The organism is Pseudomonas sp. 10B238, from assembly GCF_000970615.1.
In the GTDB taxonomy this organism is placed as follows: Bacteria; Pseudomonadota; Gammaproteobacteria; order Pseudomonadales; family Pseudomonadaceae; genus Stutzerimonas.
Genome location: NZ_KQ033935.1, coordinates 140327 through 159249 on the forward strand (window position 1 = coordinate 140327; position 18923 = coordinate 159249).

The 18923-nt window shown below is 62.8% G+C and carries 13 protein-coding genes; 2 read left to right on the forward strand and 11 right to left on the reverse strand.

Going from position 1 to position 18923, the window contains the following annotated elements; all coding sequences use genetic code 11:
- Positions 1-72: 72 nt before the first annotated feature.
- The 10 genes from RT21_RS14920 to RT21_RS14965 form a co-directional block, all read right to left on the reverse strand.
- Complete coding sequence (locus RT21_RS14920; protein ID WP_046163324.1) at positions 73-1476, reverse strand: glycosyltransferase family 2 protein; 1404 nt, start codon at positions 1474-1476, stop codon at positions 73-75.
- Positions 1473-2597, reverse strand: coding sequence for a HEAT repeat domain-containing protein (locus RT21_RS14925; protein ID WP_046163325.1), 1125 nt, complete (start codon positions 2595-2597; stop codon positions 1473-1475). The genes RT21_RS14920 and RT21_RS14925 overlap by 4 nt, the downstream gene beginning before the upstream one ends.
- The gene (locus tag RT21_RS14930; RefSeq protein ID WP_046163326.1) at positions 2587-3729 is read right to left on the reverse strand and encodes a YaiO family outer membrane beta-barrel protein; all 1143 of its coding nucleotides are present in this window, start codon (positions 3727-3729) and stop codon (positions 2587-2589) included. Before RT21_RS14930 ends, RT21_RS14925 begins: the two co-directional genes overlap by 11 nt.
- Positions 3726-4115: a response regulator transcription factor gene (locus tag RT21_RS14935; protein ID WP_046163327.1), complete on the reverse strand. Its 390-nt coding sequence runs from the start codon at positions 4113-4115 to the stop codon at positions 3726-3728. The genes RT21_RS14930 and RT21_RS14935 overlap by 4 nt, the downstream gene beginning before the upstream one ends.
- Positions 4112-6970: an ATP-binding protein gene (locus RT21_RS14940; RefSeq protein ID WP_046163328.1), complete on the reverse strand. Its 2859-nt coding sequence runs from the start codon at positions 6968-6970 to the stop codon at positions 4112-4114. Before RT21_RS14940 ends, RT21_RS14935 begins: the two co-directional genes overlap by 4 nt.
- A gap of 173 nt (positions 6971-7143) precedes the next feature.
- Positions 7144-8775 carry a diguanylate cyclase gene (locus tag RT21_RS14945; protein WP_046163329.1) on the reverse strand — a complete coding sequence of 544 codons (1632 nt, stop codon included), beginning with the start codon at positions 8773-8775 and terminating at the stop codon, positions 7144-7146.
- Entirely contained in the window at positions 8768-9157 is a 390-nt protein-coding gene (locus tag RT21_RS14950; RefSeq protein ID WP_046163330.1) for a response regulator, read from the reverse strand. Before RT21_RS14950 ends, RT21_RS14945 begins: the two co-directional genes overlap by 8 nt.
- Entirely contained in the window at positions 9154-11556 is a 2403-nt protein-coding gene (locus tag RT21_RS14955; RefSeq protein ID WP_046163398.1) for a PAS domain S-box protein, read from the reverse strand. The genes RT21_RS14950 and RT21_RS14955 overlap by 4 nt, the downstream gene beginning before the upstream one ends.
- A gap of 34 nt (positions 11557-11590) precedes the next feature.
- On the reverse strand, positions 11591-11977 hold the full coding sequence (locus RT21_RS14960; protein WP_045423187.1) for a response regulator: 387 nt from the start codon (positions 11975-11977) through the stop codon (positions 11591-11593).
- Positions 11978-12072: 95 nt separating this feature from the next.
- A complete protein-coding gene (locus RT21_RS14965; protein ID WP_082082165.1) occupies positions 12073-15027 on the reverse strand; it encodes a PAS domain S-box protein in 2955 nt (984 codons plus the stop codon).
- Positions 15028-15302: 275 nt separating this feature from the next.
- Between RT21_RS14965 and desA the strand changes: the two genes are divergently transcribed.
- A complete protein-coding gene (gene desA, locus RT21_RS14970; protein WP_046163332.1) occupies positions 15303-16493 on the forward strand; it encodes a delta-9 fatty acid desaturase DesA in 1191 nt (396 codons plus the stop codon).
- A gap of 141 nt (positions 16494-16634) precedes the next feature.
- Entirely contained in the window at positions 16635-17633 is a 999-nt protein-coding gene (locus tag RT21_RS14975) for a GGDEF domain-containing protein (RefSeq protein ID WP_046163333.1), read from the forward strand.
- A 70-nt stretch (positions 17634-17703) separates the two neighbouring features.
- Here the strand turns inward: RT21_RS14975 and aguA are convergent, their stop codons facing one another.
- Positions 17704-18819, reverse strand: coding sequence for an agmatine deiminase (gene aguA, locus RT21_RS14980; RefSeq protein ID WP_046163334.1), 1116 nt, complete (start codon positions 18817-18819; stop codon positions 17704-17706).
- Between the last annotated feature and the right edge of the window lie 104 nt (positions 18820-18923).

An 18923-nucleotide genomic window follows, 5' to 3' on the forward strand; every position in this document is an offset into this window, starting at 1 on the left:
TCCATCCACCTGGTTGCACAGCCATGGTGGATTGATGAAGCGTGATCCACCCTACGGTTTCTCAGCGTTCAGCTAACTTTGCCCCCACCGCCCACTGCGGCGCATCGCACCCCAGTGATGCTTGCGACGCGAGAACCACTGCCACAGTCCGCGGCAGCGCCAGAGCGTGTTCAGCTGGCGATAGCCGAAGTTCTCCAGCACGGCCATGAGAAACAGCCGCAGCATGTCGCGGCGACGTTCGTAGACGCGAAACGACATGGTTTCCAGCAGCAGGCCGTTGACCGACAGCAGGATCCCCATGCCGATGGCGACCAGCAGGAAGGCCGCTAGCGCCGCATACGACACTACGCCCATCACGAATCCGCCAATCATGAAGCCGTAGCCGACCAGCTCGATTAGCGGTCCGATCCATTCGAACAACGCCATGAACGGCCAGGCCAGCCAGCCCGGTGTGCCGCCGCGCAGGCTGAAGGCGAGGCGTGCGTGGCGGCTCAGGCTCTCTGCCAGCCCGCGTTGCCAGCGGCTGCGCTGGCGGCCGAGGGTGCCGAGATCTTCCGGGCATTCGGTCCAGCAGATCGGGTCGGGCAGGTAGCGGATGCGGTAGGGAATGCGCTTTTCCCGGTGATAGCGATGCAGCCGCACCACCAGTTCCATGTCCTCGCCCACCGTGTCGGTGCGGTAGCCGCCGACGGCCATGACCCGCTCCTTGTCGAATAGCCCGAAGGCACCGGAGATGATCAGCACGGCGTTCATCGGTGACCAGCCGAGGCGGCCGAACAGAAAGGCTCGCAGGTATTCAACGATCTGAAAGCGTGCCAGCCAGTTGCTCGGCAGTCCGGCACGGATCAGAAAACCACCGCGCACCTCCGAGCCGTTGGCGATACGGACCGTGCCGCCAGCGGCGACCGTGCGTTCGTCTTCGAGGAAAGGTTGGACAACCCGCAGCAGACTGTCGCGCTGGAGGATCGAGTCGGCATCTACTCCGCAGAACAAACCGTGTCGCGCGGCATTGATACCGGCATTCAGTGCGTCAGCCTTGCCGCCGTTGGCTTTGTCGATGACCCGCAGATTGGCGTAGCGTCGTGAGCGGTAGATCGCCTGCACCGGCTGATGGGCAACGGCCTGGCGCAGCGGCTCGGGATGCGGCACCAGTTCAAACTCCTCGATCAGCACGGCGAGGGTGCTGTCCTTCGAACCGTCGTTGATCACCACCACTTCGAACTCGGGGTACTGCAGTTGCAGCATCGAGCGCACCGAGGTGCGAATCGTCGCTTCTTCGTTGAATGCCGGCATCAGCACCGAAACCGGAGGCTCGACGCCGAGATAGGGGGCGATCTCACCAATTTCGGCGCGCTGTCGGATATAACTCGTCAGGCTGGCCATCGACAGCACGTTGAGCAACAGGTACATGCCGTTGAGCAGCAGAAAATAGAGGATGAAACCCAGCTGCAGCCACCTGAGCCAATCGAAGGTCACCGTTTGATCTCCGCCATGGCGCGGCGCAGAGCGTCTTGTCCGTAACGATCGTGCACTTGCCGGAACAGCGTCTGTAGCCCTTCTGGGGTGGCGCCCGGCAGCGTTGCCAAGCTATCGGCGGCGGCTTGGCGGACCCACCAGCTGGGATCGCCAAGCAACGGCATGAACAGCGCGCTGTCGTCGCTGCGTGCCTGTTTATGCAGGGCTTGCAGCGCGGCCAGACGCACATCGGCATGGCTGTGTTGCAGGGCACGCAGCAGACGGCCGCGGTCACGCGGGTCGCCCAATTCGCAGAGGCAACGCAGCGCGACCTGCAACTGCTCCGGCGCAGCGTTCTCTTCGAGCCGCGCGCGCGCCCATGGCGCCGCGTGACGGGGGTCGCCATGCACCAACAGGGGCACCAGTCGCTCGCGGCGCGGGTCTTCGGAGCCGCTGAGGGCAATCAGCAATGGCAAGGTCACAGCCTGTTCGCCGGCTTGCTGACAGAGGCTCGCCAGGCGTGGCAACGCCCAGTCCGGACGGCTCACGGCGGCCGGCAGGATCAGCTGCATGGCACGGGTCGCATCCATGGCAATCAACGTCTGCGCTGAGGCCAGTGAGACGGTCACGTTGCGATTCACGAGCAGCGGTTGCACGTCATTCCAATACGCGGGGTCCGCAAGGTGGCGTAGGCAGGTCAGCCCGATCAGCTTGCTGCGGACCCGACCGCGTAGCAGCACCAGAGCTTGTTGATCCATGCCCAGCGCGACCAAGGCGCGATTCATCCGCTCACGGGCTGCCCCACGCAGTTGCAGCTGGGTGCGGTTCCATTGCAGGAGAAACCACAGCTGCTGTCCGCGTGGCAGGGTCGGCGCTGGCGCCGGCAGCTCATCGCCAAGGCTGCACAAGGCAAAGAACGGCCGCCACTGCTCGTTGAACTGCTGGCGGCGACTGGCGCGCCGGCGGGCGAGCTCGCCGAGCAACATGACCTGCAACATCACCAGCAGAGTCAGGGCGCCAAGCCCCAGCGCGCAGTACAGCGCGAGCTGCAGCATGGCGTCTTCTGGCCAGATCGACAGCCAGACCTGGCGTGGCGTCTCGCACAGCCAGGCTGGACAGGCGGGCAGCCGTTCAGAAAGCATGCCGCAGGCCGAGCTGCAGCCAGCGGCGCGTGTAGTAATCGCCCTGGCGGTGATGACCGACTTCCCAGGTCAGCGCCCAGCGGCTGTCCAGCCAATGGCGACCCTGCAGGCTGAGCGCGCGTACGTCGCTGGTGATCAGCTGTTGTTCTTCGACGGCTTCTTCTTCACCGACGGTCAGGCGCAGACCGGCATAGCTGAGGCCGGCGTAGTAGTAGTCCAGCGCCAGGTCATGGCCGACCGGCGTGCCGGCATTGGCCACATCGGTGATGTTCAGGGTGTAGCCCGAACGCCAGGAGTCCCAATAGCGTTCGGCGCTGAGGGCTAACCGCTCGACGCGGGTGGTTTCGTATTCGGTGCGGCGAATGCTGGCAGCGCCGAGGAAGCCCGCCGGCAGTCGGCGCTGCAGGCGTAGGTCGGCGTGCCATTCGGGCAGAAAGTAAGGTGACGGCTGATAGCCAACTTCGGGTTGCAGCGTCCAGTTTTCATCCAATGCGATCACCGCCCCCGCCTCGGCGCCCTGATCCCATTCGCCAAAGCGCTGCTCGCGCAGCAGTGCACCGTACCAGCCGAGCCCTTCCGGTTGCGTCGAAGCGTAGTCGAGGCGCTGACTGCGCCAGTTGTCGAAGCCGCTGTCCAGCCAGTCTTGGCGGGCCGACAATTCGAGCTCGTGGCGGCGCTGCGCCGGCGCTGTGGCGACCGCTGTGGTGGCAGTCACCGGGGAGGTCATCGCGGCGCGCGCCTGCTGAATCACCTGCTGGATATCGGCATAGTCCGGGGCGATCTGCGCAGCCCGTTCGAGCGAGTCCAGCGCGGCCTGCGGGCGACCGGCCCAGAGCAGCGCCTGGCCCTGCCCGAGCAGGTAGTCGGCGTTGTTCGGTTCGCGTTGCAGCAGCTGATCGTAGAGGGGCAGGGCCTGCTCGGGTTGGCCACGCCAGGCGCGCACGCGAGCCAGCAGGAATCGAGCTTCGCTGTCGTTGGGCTGGCGTGTCAGATGCTCCAGCAGGGTCGCCTCGGCAGCATCGAGTTGCTGCGCTTCGATCTGTCGTTGGGCGCTGGCGACATCAGCCAGCGCCAGCGCTGGCAATAGTGCAATCGGAAGCGCCAGCGCCATGCCTAGAACCAGGCGAGTCATCGCGGCCTCCGCAACAGGCGGCGAATGCGCGCCAACAGTTCCTCCGGCTGGAAGGGCTTGGTCACGTAGTCGTCGGCGCCCAGCTCAAGCGCCCGGACAATATCCACCTCACGTGCCTTGGCGGTCAGCATCAGCACCGGCACGCTTTCCCAGCCAGGTTGTGCGCGCAGCCGCTCGATCAGCTCCAACCCGTCGTGGTAGGGCAGCATGATGTCCATCAGGGTCAGATCAGGTGGGCCCGATGAGGTGATCTTTTCGATGGCCTGACGGCCGTCTGCCGCGTGATCCACGGTAAATCCGTGCCGTTCGAGCATGAAGCGAATGAGGAACGCGATGTCCTCCTCGTCCTCAACCATCAAAATGCGCTGGCTAGTGGAGTCGCTCATGGGTTGACCTCTTCGGAAACCGGGGTATGGCCGGGCGGCCATTGCTGGAGCAGCTGCTGGATCAGCGCAGCGAGTTCGTCGCCGTCATGGCGCGACTTGACCAACTGGCGCAGGGCCAGGCGGCTGTCGTGCACCGGTGAATCCAGCGCGGAGAATATGATTACGGGAGGGGGCGGCGTGCTTTGGGCCAACTGGTCGAACAGCTCGCTGCCGTCCCCGTCGGGCAGCATCAAGTCGATGATCGCCAGGTCAAAGCGGTGCTCGTCGATCAGTTGACGCGCCTCGCTCAGGGTGGGCGCACCAAGGAGATCGATCTCCAATGGCTCGACCAGCCTGGCGAGCAGGGTGCGCAGATCCTCATCGTCTTCAACGTGAAGGATGCGCGGGCGGACTCCGTTGTTCCTGAGGCATGCGCGCACCACATCCATGACCCGCGACGGGTCAACCGGCTTGTGCAACCAGTCGATTACGCCGACCGCGCCGCCGCGCAGGGCCCCGTCGTCATTGTCGCGGCGTTGTGGCTGGAGGCTGACGATCAGCACCGGCAGATGACGGTAAGCGGTCTGGCTGCGCAGGTTCTGTAGAAACGCAATGCTGTCCTCGTCGCTCAGCGCAGGGCTCAGAGTGAGCGCCTGAATGCTGAACTCGGCCAGCATCTCGCGCGCTTTGGCTGCCGTTTCGGCAATCAGCGTGGCGTAGCCGTGTTGCTGCAGCGCGGCGGCGAGCTGTTCTGCGGCAGGCGCGTCGGGCTCGAGTACGAGAATGCGCTCCGCCGGCCGACTGGTGCCCGCTGTCGGCAGCGCTTGCGCGGCGGTTGGTGGATTGATGGGCTGTGTAGATGCGACCGGCAGGCGCAGCCAGAAGCGCGTGCCCTGGCCTTCCTGAGAGTCGAAACCGATCCGCCCGTGCATCTGCTGGACCAACGAACGGGTGATCGCCAGCCCCAGTCCAGTGCCGCCACGCTTACGCGCATCGGATGAGTCAGCCTGGGCGAAGCGTTCGAATATCCGTGAGCGAAAGTCCGCCGGAATACCCTGGCCCTGGTCCTGAACGCCGATCTCCAGGCTGCCGCCGTGGAGGCGCAGGTCGACGCTGACCACGCCACCAGCCGGCGAATGTTTGATCGCGTTGGACAGCAGATTGGCCATCACCTGGGTAAACCGATCCGGGTCGAGATTGCCCTCGGCCTGGAGGGGGCCGTCGGGCAGCGTAAGCGTCAGGCGGACGCCGTATTCATCGCCGTATGGCTTGAGGTCGGCCAATGCCTGTTCGGTCAGCGCCTGGACATCGCAGCGGCTGAAGTGAAACGGCAAGCGCCCGGCTTCGAGCTTCTCGATGTCGAGGATGTCGTTGATCAGGCGCACCAGCCGCTCGCTGTTCTTGTGCGCGATATCCAGAAGTGGTCGGGCACCCTCGTCGATGTGGCCTGCGACGCCCCCGACCAGCATGCCCAGCGCGCCACGGATGGCGGTCAGCGGGGTTCGCAGTTCATGGCTGACGGTGGAGATGAACTCGGTCTTCATCTGCTCCATGCGTCGTCTGAGCGACATATCGACCGCAACGGTCACGACATAACAGGCGCCGCTGGGCATGGTCATGGGGCGCTTGACCACCTGCAGCCAGCGCTCCTGACCGTATGTATCGGTAAGACCGATCTCGGTAATGCGCAGTTCGCCACTGCCACACAGGAGGTCGCCTTCGCCCTGCAACAAAGGCAATAGCCGTTCCGCCCCGGCGATTTCCTCGGCCCGACGGCCTTCGATGGCTTCGGGCCGAGCGTCGAGCAGTGCGGTGAAGGCACTGTTGCACAACAGAAAGCGGCCCAGCTCGTCGCGCACGAAGATCAGGTTCTCATCGGTATCGACGACCCGCCGCAGAAAGACTTTCTGGTCCTCGAGCGTGTCCCGGCTCCGTTGCAGCTCGGTCACGTCACGGGCAATCGCCAAGTGATCACCGAGGCCGGTAGGCACCAGACGAACCTCGAAGGTCCGCTGCCGGCTCACCTCGCACCAGGTGGTCTGGCGCAGTTGTAACGAGTTATCGGCATGGGGAAGCAGCCCCAGCAGCAGCGGCTCGATGGCTTCGGGCGCCGGAGCCTGAACCGCGCTTCCTTGGGACAGCGCGGTGATCCGACGCTGGCCATCAATGGCGTACAGGTTGTCGGGAATCGCCTGCAGCAGGGCGCCCAGACGAGCTTCGCCAGCTTGCGCCTTGATCGCCAGGGCCTGGCGAATCTGCAGGTTGCGGCGGATGGCCCAAAACGCGGCTAAAGACAACGCTGCCACCAGCAGGCTTCCGATCAGTGCCAGTCTGCGGCTTTGCGCAATGGTGTCGGCCACGGCCTGATTGGCTGCCGCGAGCTGCTTGCGCTCCTGTCGCTCGACCGCATCCAGCAAGGCCCGCAGCCGATCCATGATCAGCTTGCCGCCGGCCTGGTGCAGGCGTTCGGCTGCCGCTTGCAAGCCGACAACTCGGCGTGCCTGGATGTTGTCGGCGGCAATCATCAGGCGCTCGGCAATATTGCGGTCGAGCTGCTCGAACCAACCCTGGTCGGGAAACGCCCGGTCCTCCAGCAGCCGTTGCAGCCCGCGACGGTGCGCTTCGATTTGTCGTAGGCCGAGTTCGTAGGATTCGAGGTAGCTGGGATCACCGGTCAAAACGAAACCGCGGGCACCGGTTTCGATATCTTGCAGTGAAGTCAGCATGTATTGGCTGGCGGTGATGATTTCCAGGCTATGGCTGACCGACAGGACCTGTTGCTGGGTTTGCTTGCCTTGCCAGCCCAGTGCGACTAGCAGGATGAAGGCGATCAGGAATGCGAGCCAATGCCAGCTGATCAGGGTTCTTGCGGGCAAACCGGAACTCCTTTCGCCGGTTGAACGAATAGGGACGGCCCCGAACGCTGGAGCCAGCCCAGGCGTGCCGCCGCATGCCAGCGCCTACGAACCGGTCGCGACTGCTATGCAGTGTAGTTGGAGTCCTCAATTGCGTGACGGTTCGCTTGTTTTTCCGCGAGCCGGGCTGTCCGTCAGGCGGTCTGCACCTGGTTGCGACCGTTATGCTTGGCGGCATAAAGCGCCTGGTCGGCCAGTTCGAGCATGGCGCCCGCGCCGAAGTGGCCGTTGGTTTCGCTGATCCCGGCGCTGAGCGACACGCTGAAGGTGCGCGCGCCGGCGTGGAAGCTCAAGGCGGCGAAACGCAGGCGGATCTCGTCGAAAATCCGCTTGGCCTGTTCCGCCGGGCAGTCCGGCAGTACCGCGACAAACTCCTCGCCACCGTAGCGGCCGATGCTGTCGATGCGGCGCAGCCGTTGGCGCATCAGGTTGGCCAGTGAGCGGATGACGTTGTCCCCTGCAGCATGCCCATACTGGTCGTTGACCTGCTTGAAGTGATCGAGGTCGAGCATCACCACGCTGGTGGGTTTGCCGCTGCGTTGCGCGCGTTCCACTTCCAGCGCGACCTGTTCCTTGATATCGGCGTGCTTGAGTAGACCGGTGAGGCTGTCACGCGACAATGCCATGCTCAGCGCGCGCGCACGCTGCACGCGGGAGAACACGGCGGCGGTCAGCGCGTTGTCACTGATGGGTTTGGTGATGAAATCATCGCCGGCCTTGAGCAGGGCGGCCATCTGCCGGTTGATATCGGTTTCAGCCGACAGGTAGATGATGGGCACCCGCAGCCACTCGTCATTCAGGCGAATCATCTGCGCTAGCTCGATTCCGGTGAAGTCCGGCATGTTCATGTCGAGCAGGACCATTTCCGGATCGAATTCGCGCATCACCTCGAACAGCTGACTGGGGTCGCTCAAGGTCCGCACAAGCATCTGCGAGTTACGCAGCACCAAGCTGTAACGCGCTGAGAGGTCGTCATCGTCATCGATAATCAGCACCCGATATGGCTCGTTCAGCTGCAGGTTGAGGATATTTTCCAGGCTGTTCTCCAGCTGGGTGATATCCACTGGCCGGACGAAAAAGCCTTTAGCCCCGGCTCGCACAGCCGCCAGCTGACTGCCGAAATCAGCTCGGTGACCAATGACCTGCAGCGGCAACGGCACCTCCAGGCTCTGCTGCAGTGCACTGACGGCAGCCAGTTCGCCATCGTGCTGGCTAACGATCAGGGCGTCGGGCAGCTGGCCCTGGACAGCGCTTTGCAACAGCGAGATTTCAGGAAACAGCAGCACTTCGTAACCGAAGTTACCCAGGGTCTGGCACATGTTCTGGCCGGCCTCGAAGTCGCTTTCGAGGAGATAGATCCGGCACCCGGCTGGTAGCGCGTCTGACGTGCTGCTATGCAGCTCGGGATGCGGGCCGGCCCCCCCGGCGCGCCCGGTGGCGGCCATTTGCTGGACCGCTCGGACAAATGCAGAAAGCGCCTGCCCGCTGGGCTTGGCGGCCTCCAGCCAGCGCTCTGCGCGCCGTTCGAGCAACCGCGACTGCTCGCCCAGCGTGGTGAAACCAAAGGTGCCCGCTGTACCTGCCAGACGGTGCAGCCTTTCAAGCAAGGCGAGCATCAGCTGGCGCCGCTGTTCTTGCTCGCGAACGGACTGCAGCTGCTCGGCGTATTGCTCGAGCGCTTCCAGTTCCTCGCTCAAGCGTTCAGCAAACTTTTCGTTGAGTGCCTGCAGTTGGCGTTGCAGCGCTTCGTTAGCGCCCTCATTCATGCTCGGCATTCCATATTTCGTTCAGTCGTGTTGCCAGTTGAAGTGGGTCGAAGGGTTTATGCAGCACTTTACGCACGCCCAGACGCTGGAGTTCTTCGGGGTCCGCCGGGTCGTCCGGCTGGCCGGTCAGGAGCACCACGGGGGTTTGCTGCAGGTCGATCAGTGACGCGAGTTGCCGCAACAACTCGATGCCGCTGATCTGCGGCAGCATCACGTCGAGCAAGATCATGTCCGGCTTGAATACGGGCGCCTGCTGCAGCGCTTCCTGTGCGGAGGCGCAGCTGAGCACTTCGAAACCACCCAGTTTCTCCAGCGCGATGCGGGTCACCACTTGAATGGAGGGGACGTCCTCGACATGCAAAATACGCAGCAAGGGCTTCAAGGGGCGGCCCCTTTCAGCGTATGGCAGGGCAACTCGAACCAAAAGCAGGCCCCGGCGCCGGGCGTCGAGTCGAAGCCGATCTCACCATCCATGTGCTCGATCAGGTCCTTGCTGATAGCCAGGCCCAGTCCGGTACCGCCTTGCTGCCGCGTATCGGACGAATCGGCCTGGGCGAATTTGTTGAAAATTCGTTCACGAAAGGCTTCGGTGATGCCGGGCCCCTTGTCGCAGATGCTCACTCGGACCCGTCGCGGGGCGATCAGGCTGGCGCTCATGGCGACGGTTTCACCGGACGGGGAATACTTCGCGGCGTTGGACAGCAGGTTGCTCAGCACCTGTTCTAGGCGCATCGCATCGACAGTGATCGACACGGCAGGGCAATCACCCAGCGCGATGCTCACCGCATGGCTTTCTGCATAACCCTGATTGCTGCGCAATGCCTGCTCAAGCAAGGGTTGCAAGGGCTGCGTCCGTAACTCGAAACGCATCTTGCCGGCATACAGCTTGTCGATGTCCAACAGGTCATCGATCAGTGTGCTCAACCGTTTGCTGTTCTGGTGAGCGATGTCCAGAAGCTCCTGCAAATGTTCGGGCACCGCGCCCATGACCTGGCCACAAATCAGTCCTAGCGAGGCCGTAATGGAGGTCAGCGGTGTGCGCAACTCATGGCTGACGGTCGAGACGAAGTCCCGCTGCAGGATCTCGATCTGCTTGCGCTCGGTGATGTCGTGCAGCACGACCACCGCACCGTTCTGCTGACCGTTAGAGGCGTACATCGGATCGGCGTTGGCCAGCACGTAGCGGGGGATGCCCTCCAGCACGATGGTCATCTCTAAGTTGCGGATATGCTCGCCGCGTAAGGCGCGCATCAGCGGAACTTCCTCAGGCTTCATTTGCGTGACGCCGTCGGCATGATAGAGGTGATAGACGTCCGGCCATTGTTCCGGCGCCATTTGCTGAGCATCGAGCCCGTGCCAGCGGCGGGCAGTGTGGTTGAACAAGGTGAGGTTGCAGTCCGCATCGCAGGCCACCACTGCTTCGGATAATGCCTCGAGCAGACGCCGATTCATTTCCTGTTGCTTGTCCAGCTCCAGCTGCTCGGCCTTGCGCTCGGTGATATCCGTCACCAGCCCGTGCCAAAGCACCGAACCGTCCGGTTGACGCATGGGCGTGGCGCGGGCTTCCACCCAGATCAGGCCCTTGCGAGGGTGGTCGATCCGGTGTTCGAAGTGCCACGGCGTGAGGGTCGAGGCGGCATGTCGGATGCTCGCCAGCACATGCTCGCGGTCGTCAGGGTGCACGCGGGCATAGACCGGTCCGATACTGGGCTCCATCTCGGCAGCGCTCAGGCCGTAGATGTCCTCGACGCCCTCACTGAGGTAGGGGAACGAACTGTTGCCGTCGGGTCGCCAGCAGAACTGGAACAGCATGCCGGGCACTTGCGCCGCGATCTGCTGCAGGCGCAGCTGCAGGTGCTCCTGGTGGGCCAGGTCATAGGCGCTGACGATGTAGCCGCGCAACAGCTCGCGCTCATCGTGGATCGCCGAGACATTCAAGAGCACCGGAACGCCGCTGCCGTTGCGATGCTGCAGACGCCACTCGCGCATTTCGCGTCGGCCTTCGAGCAGCGGTGCAGTGAGCACGGCGAATCCCGGCTCGATGGGTTCGCCAAGCTCATTGCCGAGAATGGCTGCGCGGCGCTGCAGCGCTTCCTGCGGAAACAGTGCTGAAGTCAGCGGATGTCCGATCAGCATCTGCTCGGAATAGCCGAACAGACGCTCGGCGGTGGGGTTGACACCCGATATGCGTCCGTCGGCTGTCGTCACCAGCATCGCGCTTGCGGCGCTATTGAGCAAAGCCTGCTGCAGCGCGGCTTGCTCGGCATAGCGGTGAGCCTGAAGGCGCTCTTCGAACAGTCGCATGATCTGCCGACTGAGCCTTACCAGTGCGCCGCGTTGCGCTTCGTCAAGCTGTCGCGGCTGCCGGTCGATGACGCAGAGAGTGCCGAGGTTGTAGCCGTCCGGCGAGGTCAGCGGCGCCCCGGCATAGAAGCGGATGTTCGGGTTGCCGGTGACCAGCGGGTTATCACAAAAACGCGTGTCTCGCTGTGCATCCTCGACTTCGAAGAGGCCCTGGCCTTCGATGGTATAGGTGCAGAACGACAGCTCTCGCGGGGTTTCGCTGACATCGAGGCCGAGGCGGCTCTTGAACCACTGGCGATGGTCGTCGACCAGCGAGATCAACGCGATGGGGGTGCCGCAGATATAGGCAGCCAGTTGGGTAATATCGTCGAAGGCAGACTCGTCAGGCGTGTCGAGAATCTCGTAGCGCAGCAACGCGGCGAGTCTGGACAGCTCGCGGGGCGGGGAGGGTGCCGGTATCGATTTCGATGACTCCATCTGGCTGAGCTCTCTCGGATTCAGGGGCAACGGCTTATTTGCCGCTGGCATCCCAGATCGCCTGGATCTGGCTGGCCAGGCGCATCGGATCGAAAGGTTTGACGATGACATCGCGCGCGCCGAGCTTGCGCAGGTGCTCAATCTCGCTTGGCTGGACCTTGGCAGTCATGAACACCACCGGAACCTGAGCCAGATCGATCCGCTCGCTAAGCCTGGTGAGGGTCTCGGGGCCACCCATCCCAGGCATCATCACATCCAAGAGGACGAACTGCGGGGCGAAGGCTTCCACCTCTTCGAGCGCCTGGTGGCCGGACGAGCAGGACTGCACCTGATAGCCGCCGATCGCCTCCAACGAGACCTTGACGACAGCCTGGATGGACGGATCGTCCTCGACATGCAGAATCCGTTTCAGCTCGCTCATGCGGGATCTCCAACAAAGCGTGCCTGGCGCGCTCGGAAATGAACAGTTTGCCAGCTTGCTCGTCGGCTGACTCGGCACACTAGAAAAATAGTCGGCTAACCGGGTTCTTGCACAGGCAGTTCGAACCAGAAGCACGCCCCCTGTTCCAGCTCCGAATCGAAACCGATGCAACCATTCATGCGCTCGATCAACTCTTTGCTGATGGCCAGGCCGAGGCCGGTACCGCCTTTCTGGCGTGTATCGGAAGAGTCCGCCTGGGAAAACTTCTGGAAAATCCGCTGCCGAAAGCCCAGTGGAACGCCGGGGCCGACGTCGTCAACGCTTACGCGGATGTTATCGCCGCGCCGCTGGCTGCTTAAGGTTACGACTGCACCAGCTGGGGAGAATTTCGCCGCATTGGAGAGCAGGTTCGCCAGGACCTGCTGCAGACGGTGCGCGTCCACTGTCACGGTTGCCACGGCTTGCTCGCCCAGCTCGATACGGACGCCGAGCTGTTCGGCATAGGCCTGGTTCGAGCGCAGTGCGTCTTCCAACAGGGGAGCCAGAGGCTGCGGCTGCAGTTGGAAAGTCATGTGCCCAGCTATCAGCTTCTCCATATCCAACAGGTCGCCGATGAGTAATCCGAGACGCTGGCTGTTCTGTTGGGCGATGTCGAGCATCTGTCTCATGGCCGGCGGAACCTCGCCAACTGCGCCACCGAGTAGCAGGCCCAGTGCGCCGGAAATCGAAGTCAGCGGTGTGCGCAGTTCATGGCTGACAATAGAGACGAACTCGCTCTTCATCCGATCGACTCGCTTGCGTTCTGTGATGTCGCGCACCAGACCGATGAACTTGCGTTCCCCGCGGTGACTGATTTCCGAAACACGCAGTTCGATGGTGAACAGTTCGCCATTGCGGCGCACCGCCTGCAATTCGCGATTCTGCTCCAGGCTGCGGCCTTCCCCGCGTCTTTCGTAGTCCTGTAGATAACCATCATGGGCGGCGCGATGGGGCTCGGGCATGAGAACCGACAGGTTGCGCCCGAGCACTTCCTCCTCGCTGTAGCCGAAGGTGCGTTCGGCGGCGTGGTTGAAGGTCTCGATCAAGCCGCGCTGGTTGATGATGATGATCGCGTCGATGACGTTGGCGATCAGCAGGCGCACGTAGCTCTCGCGCTCATGGGCTTCGCGCTCGGCCAATGCGCGGGCGGTAACGTCGCCGATGAAGCCGTCGTACCACTGCAACCGTCCTTCATCGTCGTGCAGCGAACGGCGGTTCTCTTGAACCCAGAGTGTTTCGCCGCGGGCGTTGATCAGTCGGTAGGTGCGCTCGAACGGGTCCGCGCCGTCGTCCTCAAGGCCCGCGCGGTCATCGGGGTGGATCAGGCTGCTGTACTGGCGTGTGCCTGGCGCCAGGAAGTCGCTCGCGGGGTAGCCTGTCAGACGCTCGATGCCGTCACTCAGATAGCTGAACGTGCGTTCGGTATCGACGCCGCGGCGGTAGACCACGCCCGGCAGATTACTGACCATGCTGCGGAAGCGGCTTTCACTCTCACGCAGCGCGAGGGTCGCACTCATCAGCGGGGTGATGTCGGCAATGAAGCCGTGCCAGAGGACGGACCCGTCACGCAGGCGCTCGGCGTTTGCGCGCACTTCGACCCAGATCAGTCCTTTGTTCGGGTTGTTGATGCGATAGCGGGTAGCACCGCTGCCTAAAGTGGCTACCGAGCGTTCAATCGCGGCTCTAAGATTGGGGCGGTCAGGGTCGTGCACGGCGGCAAAGGCAATGTCTGCGTTATCAACCAGCTGTTCCGGGCTGATCCCGTACAGCTCGCGGGAACCTTCACTGGCATAGAGAAAACTGTAGCTCCCGTCCTCGGAGCGCTTCAGCTGGTAAACCATACCCGGCAGCAGACTGGTGATTTTCTGGCCACGTTCGAGCAGGCGCCGGCGGGCACGTTCCTGCTGTGTCGAACGAATCTGATGAAGACGTTGCACGATGCCGCGCCGGTGCAGCATAAAAACCAGCATGAGCAGCAAGGCCTCGGCAATAAGCCACGCCAGGCCCCATTTCAATAGCAGACGGCGTTCGGCCTGCTGCTGCTCACGAAGCGCCAGAGTGACGTCGCGCCAGACGAGCGCAACCGCCATGGGCAGGCGACCGGGACTGTATTCAGCCCTGACGTCATGCAGCGGTATCTGATTGAGCAAAAAGCTGCGGCCGTTCGACTCAAGCATGCGCAGGGCTTGTCCCGCTTCGGGTGCCGGGAGTGATTGCTGTTGGGCCCATTGCAGGATCTGCGGCGCCGAATAGGTATCCAGCAACCAACCACCGAGCCCCTTGAGCTGGATACCGACCGGGCGTGTCCAGAGCACTGCCTCCAGCTCGGCGCGGTTGACCAGCAGACCCAGCCCGGCATTCAGCTGATCGCCGAGTTCGGTTAGATCCGGAAGAATCTCGAACCCCACCTCCAGGGCGCCGATTACTTCGCTTTCGAGGCTGCTGCTGGCGCGTATCGGTACGATCGCGCGGTTGCCGGCGCTGTGTTGGCCAATGTCCAGGCCAGAGACGGTCTGGCCCTGGGAAAGCGCTTTGTAGAGCAACGGCCTGCGGTCGGCCACCGCGTCACCAAAGGCGTCCAGATCCTGCATGCGCAACAGGGCGATCCCGGCGTCGCCCCAGAAGATCTGTAACTGACGGGCACCGTGGCCCTGCATCGCCGTCCAGGTTGGCATCAACGACTGGGTCAGTTGCTGGCGTATGCGCGTCATGCGCGGGCCATGCCACTGAGCTCCTGCTTTGATGGCCCGGTCCGCTTGGCGTACCAGGCGCAAGGTTTCGGGGCTGGCGCTGAGCGTCCGGGCTATCAACCGGGCCTGTTTTTCCAGACCCTGCCGGGCGCTGCGCAAGGCCATGGCCTGCAGCTCGCCCTGTTGCTCGGTCTGCAACGACCAGACGGTATCCCTAGCCTGAAAGCCGTTGAAGGCCAGGCCGCCGAACAGCAAGGCCAGCAGCAGGCTGCCGACGCCGAGTAACCATCGAGGACTGGTGGGATGGGGAAGGGGGCTCATGGCTCTGTTCGGGGCAATCATCGGCACCGCCTCGCGCGGCTCTGCGTAGGGCAGAACGTCCGAGGCGGACGAAAGAAAAGTGATAGCTATATGCTATCTCGAAAGCGCCGTCCTTTGCTCCCCTGTATATCGGCCGTGAAGGCTGTTCTGTTAGACCCTGAAACGAAAAAGACGCGCCGAACGACAGGCGGCGGCTCAGCCAGCCAGGCAGGGTGGATAATGCAATCAGGTCCGCGGCTGCGGATCGGCTTTTTACACCGCGAGGCAGCGACACTATGTGGTACACCGGTTTTCTTGATCTTTCCGCCTGGCAGGTGGTTGCAGCCATCTTGCTGCTGACCCATGTCACCATCGTTGCGGTCACCGTCTATCTACACCGTTATTCCGCGCACCGCTCGCTCGAGCTGAACGTTGTGCTCAAGCATTTCTTCCGCTTCTGGCTGTGGCTGACCACGGCAATGAATACCCGTGAATGGACTGCCATCCATCGCAAGCACCACGCCAAGTGCGAAACGCCCGATGATCCGCACAGCCCCGTGCAAAAGGGTCTGAGCACCGTGTTGCGCCGTGGTGCCGAGCTGTACAAGGAAGAATCCAAGAACGAAGAAACCTTGCGCATCTATGGCAAGAACTGCCCGGACGACTGGATCGAGCGCAACCTGTATTCACGCTTTCCCAACCTCGGCATCATCTTGATGCTCGGCATCGATCTGGCGCTGTTCGGTGTGATCGGCCTGACCGTCTGGGCGGTGCAGATGATCTGGATACCGGTGTGGGCCGCCGGCGTGGTCAACGGACTGGGCCATGCGGTGGGTTACCGCAACTTCGAATGCCGGGATGCCGCCACCAACCTGGTGCCCTGGGGCATCCTCATCGGCGGCGAGGAGCTACATAACAATCATCACACCTACCCGAACTCGGCCAAACTCTCGGTGCGCAAGTGGGAGTTCGACATGGGCTGGGCCTGGATCAAGCTGTTCAGCCTGTTTGGCCTGGCCAAGGTGAACCGCACCGCGCCCATCGCCCACCGCGTCAACGCCAAGCAACAGCTGGACATGGACAGCGCCATGGCCATTCTCAACAACCGTTTCCAGATCATGGCGCAGTACCGCAAGCTGGTGATCAAGCCGCTGGTCCAGCTGGAACTGCAGTGCGCCGATGCCTCTGTGCGCCATCAATTCCGCCGCGCCAAGCGGTTGCTGTCGCGCGAGCCGAGCCTGCTGCAGCACGATCAGCAGGCGCAAATCGAGGTGATCCTGGAGCAGAGCCAGTCGTTGCAGGTGGTCTACGAACAGCGCCTGGCGCTGCAGCAGATATGGACCCGCACCAGTGCCAACGGGCACGACATGCTGGCCGCGATGAAGCAGTGGGTGCAGGAAGCAGAGGCCAGCGGGATTCAGTCATTGCGTGAGTTTGCCGAGCACTTGCGAACCTATTCGCTGAGACCGGCTGTCGCCCATGCCTGACCTCTGATCGGCGCGACCTGCGGCACGCCCGGCGCCCGGAACTTTGCTTGCTCGCCACTCTCTGAACTGCATTCTGGTGCTCTTGCGACAGTTATCCAGCGGGTCTCCGTCGGTGCCTGACGCCATGTTTTGGAAGCAGGTATGAATCTGGTGAAGCAGCGAAGCGAAACGGGTGTCGGGATTCTTCCGCCGACCGAGGCGCAAACCCTTTTGGCATTGATGCATGCGCGTGCCGAAGTCGAGCGCCTGAGTGAGCGCGAGCATTTGTTCAGCACGCTGATGGGGGCTGTCAATGCGGTGCTTTGGGCATTCGATTGGCAGGCCCAGCAGATGATCTACGTCAGCCCGGCCTACGAGCAGATTTTTGGCCGCTCCGCCGCCTTGCTGCTGTCCGACTTTGGCGAATGGCGCAACAGCATCTACCCGGACGATCTGGAATACGCCCAGCAGAGCATGCTCGATGTGCTCGAGAAAGGCGCAGTCGAAGAACGTGAGTACCGCATCATTCGTACCGATGGGCAGCTGCGCTGGCTCAGCGACAAATGCTTCATCGCGCGCAGTGCGGACAGTTTGCACGGGCCGATCATCGTCGGGATCGCAGAAGACATCACCGAAAAGAAGCAGCTTGAGGGTGAGCTGCAGCGTCTGGCCACGATCGATGTCCTGACCCAGAGCAGCAACCGGCGGTACTTTTTCGAATGTGCCCAGCGCGAGTTCGATCTCGCCCGGCAATACGCCACGCCGATGGCCTTCCAGCTGCTGGACATCGATGACTTCAAGCGCATCAACGACACCCACGGGCACCAGATGGGCGATCAAGTGCTGCAGCGCGTGGCTCAGTGCGGATCGTCGGTACTGCGTCGTGGTGATCTGTTCGGCCGAATCGGCGGCGAAGAATTCGCCTTGCTACTGCCGGGGTGCCAGCCCGATCTCGCTGAGCAGATTGCCGAGCGCTTGCAGCGCGAGATCCAGCGGCTGGTGTTCACCAGCCCGGACGGGCAGCGCTTTGGCGTCACCATCAGCCTGGGCGTGACCTATCTGACAGCCAGCGATCCGGACCTCAGCGCCATGTTCGCCCGTGCCGATGCCGCCATGTATACCGCCAAGCGTCTGGGCAAGAATCAGGTGATCGTCGCCTGAGGCCAGTCGTGACACAAAAAACCGCTGCTAGCCCTAGGCTACGCAGCGGTTTTTTTGTTGCCCCCGGACCTCAGCCTTTATGCGTCAACGTCGCGATCGGCTGTTGCTGGGTAATGCAGTGGATATTTCCGCCGCCCAACAGAATTTCCCGGCCGGGCACCATGACCACCTGATGCTGCGGGAACAGTCGGGTCAGGATCGCTTCGGCCTCGGCGTCCAGCGGATCGTCAAAGGAGGGCGCGATGATTCCGCCGTTGACGATCAGGAAGTTCACGTAGCTGCCGGCCAGGCGAATCGATGGATCGCGCGGCTGGCTGCCAACCAGCGGGACCACGCCTGCACACTCCTCCTCGGTGGCATGCAGGGGCCCCGGTATTGGCATCTTGTGCACGATCAGCTGACGGTCCCAGGCGTCCGTCGCCGCCTCCAGCACCTGCATCGCGGCTTGGCAGCGTTCGTAGTTGGGGTTGTTGCGGTCGTCCGTCCAGGCCAGTAGCACCTCGCCTGGGCGGACGAAGCAGCAGAAGTTATCCACGTGTCCGTCGGTTTCATCGTTGAACAGGCCGTGCGGCAGCCAGATGACCTTGTCGATCGCCAGATAGTCGGCAAGCACCGCTGCGATGTCTTCGCGTGATAGGTGCGGGTTGCGGTTGCGATTGAGCAGGCACTCTTCGGTGGTGATTAGCGTGCCTTCGCCATCGACATGGATCGAGCCCCCTTCCAACACAAAACCTTCGGTGCGGTAGCGATCGCAGCGTTCGATTTCGAGGATCTTCTGCGCCACCTCATCGTCGCGCTGCCATTCGCTGTACAGCCCGCCGTCGAAGCCGCCCCAGGCGTTGAAGGTCCAGTCGACGCCGCGTAGTCCACCTTTGCCATTGATCAGAAAGGTCGGCCCGGTGTCGCGCACCCAGGCGTCGTCCGTGCTCATCTCCACCACCCGGATGCGCGGGTCGTCCAGCTGCGCACGGGCGGTGAGGAAATGTTCGGCTGTGACGCAGACGGTGACTGGCTCGAAGCGGGCGATGGCTTTGGCGACTGCTTTGAATGCTGCCTGAGCCGGCGTGGCCTGGCTGCGCCAATTGTCCGGGCGCTGCGGCCAAACCATCCAAGTCTGGCTGTGCGGCGCCCACTCGGCAGGCATGTGGAAATCGTCGGCACGCGGTGTGGTGGTCAGGGTGGTCATCGTTTTACCTGTGAAAGGACAACAATCTGCGATGCGTTCGGCTTTTATCAGTTAGCGGACATCTGACCACGTGAAGCACGATTCAGCCGCAACAAAAGGAGTGC

Coding starts and splice junctions, on each gene's coding strand:
- RT21_RS14955 (WP_046163398.1), bottom strand. CDS start 11,556: ATGGAGTCATCGAAATCGATACCGGCACCCTCCCCGCCCCGCGAGCTG.
- RT21_RS14930 (WP_046163326.1), bottom strand. CDS start 3,729: ATGACTCGCCTGGTTCTAGGCATGGCGCTGGCGCTTCCGATTGCACTA.
- RT21_RS14925 (WP_046163325.1), bottom strand. CDS start 2,597: ATGCTTTCTGAACGGCTGCCCGCCTGTCCAGCCTGGCTGTGCGAGACG.
- RT21_RS14935 (WP_046163327.1), bottom strand. CDS start 4,115: ATGAGCGACTCCACTAGCCAGCGCATTTTGATGGTTGAGGACGAGGAG.
- RT21_RS14975 (WP_046163333.1), top strand. CDS start 16,635: ATGAATCTGGTGAAGCAGCGAAGCGAAACGGGTGTCGGGATTCTTCCG.
- RT21_RS14965 (WP_082082165.1), bottom strand. CDS start 15,027: ATGAGCCCCCTTCCCCATCCCACCAGTCCTCGATGGTTACTCGGCGTC.
- desA (WP_046163332.1), top strand. CDS start 15,303: ATGTGGTACACCGGTTTTCTTGATCTTTCCGCCTGGCAGGTGGTTGCA.
- RT21_RS14945 (WP_046163329.1), bottom strand. CDS start 8,775: ATGAATGAGGGCGCTAACGAAGCGCTGCAACGCCAACTGCAGGCACTC.
- aguA (WP_046163334.1), bottom strand. CDS start 18,819: ATGACCACCCTGACCACCACACCGCGTGCCGACGATTTCCACATGCCT.
- RT21_RS14960 (WP_045423187.1), bottom strand. CDS start 11,977: ATGAGCGAGCTGAAACGGATTCTGCATGTCGAGGACGATCCGTCCATC.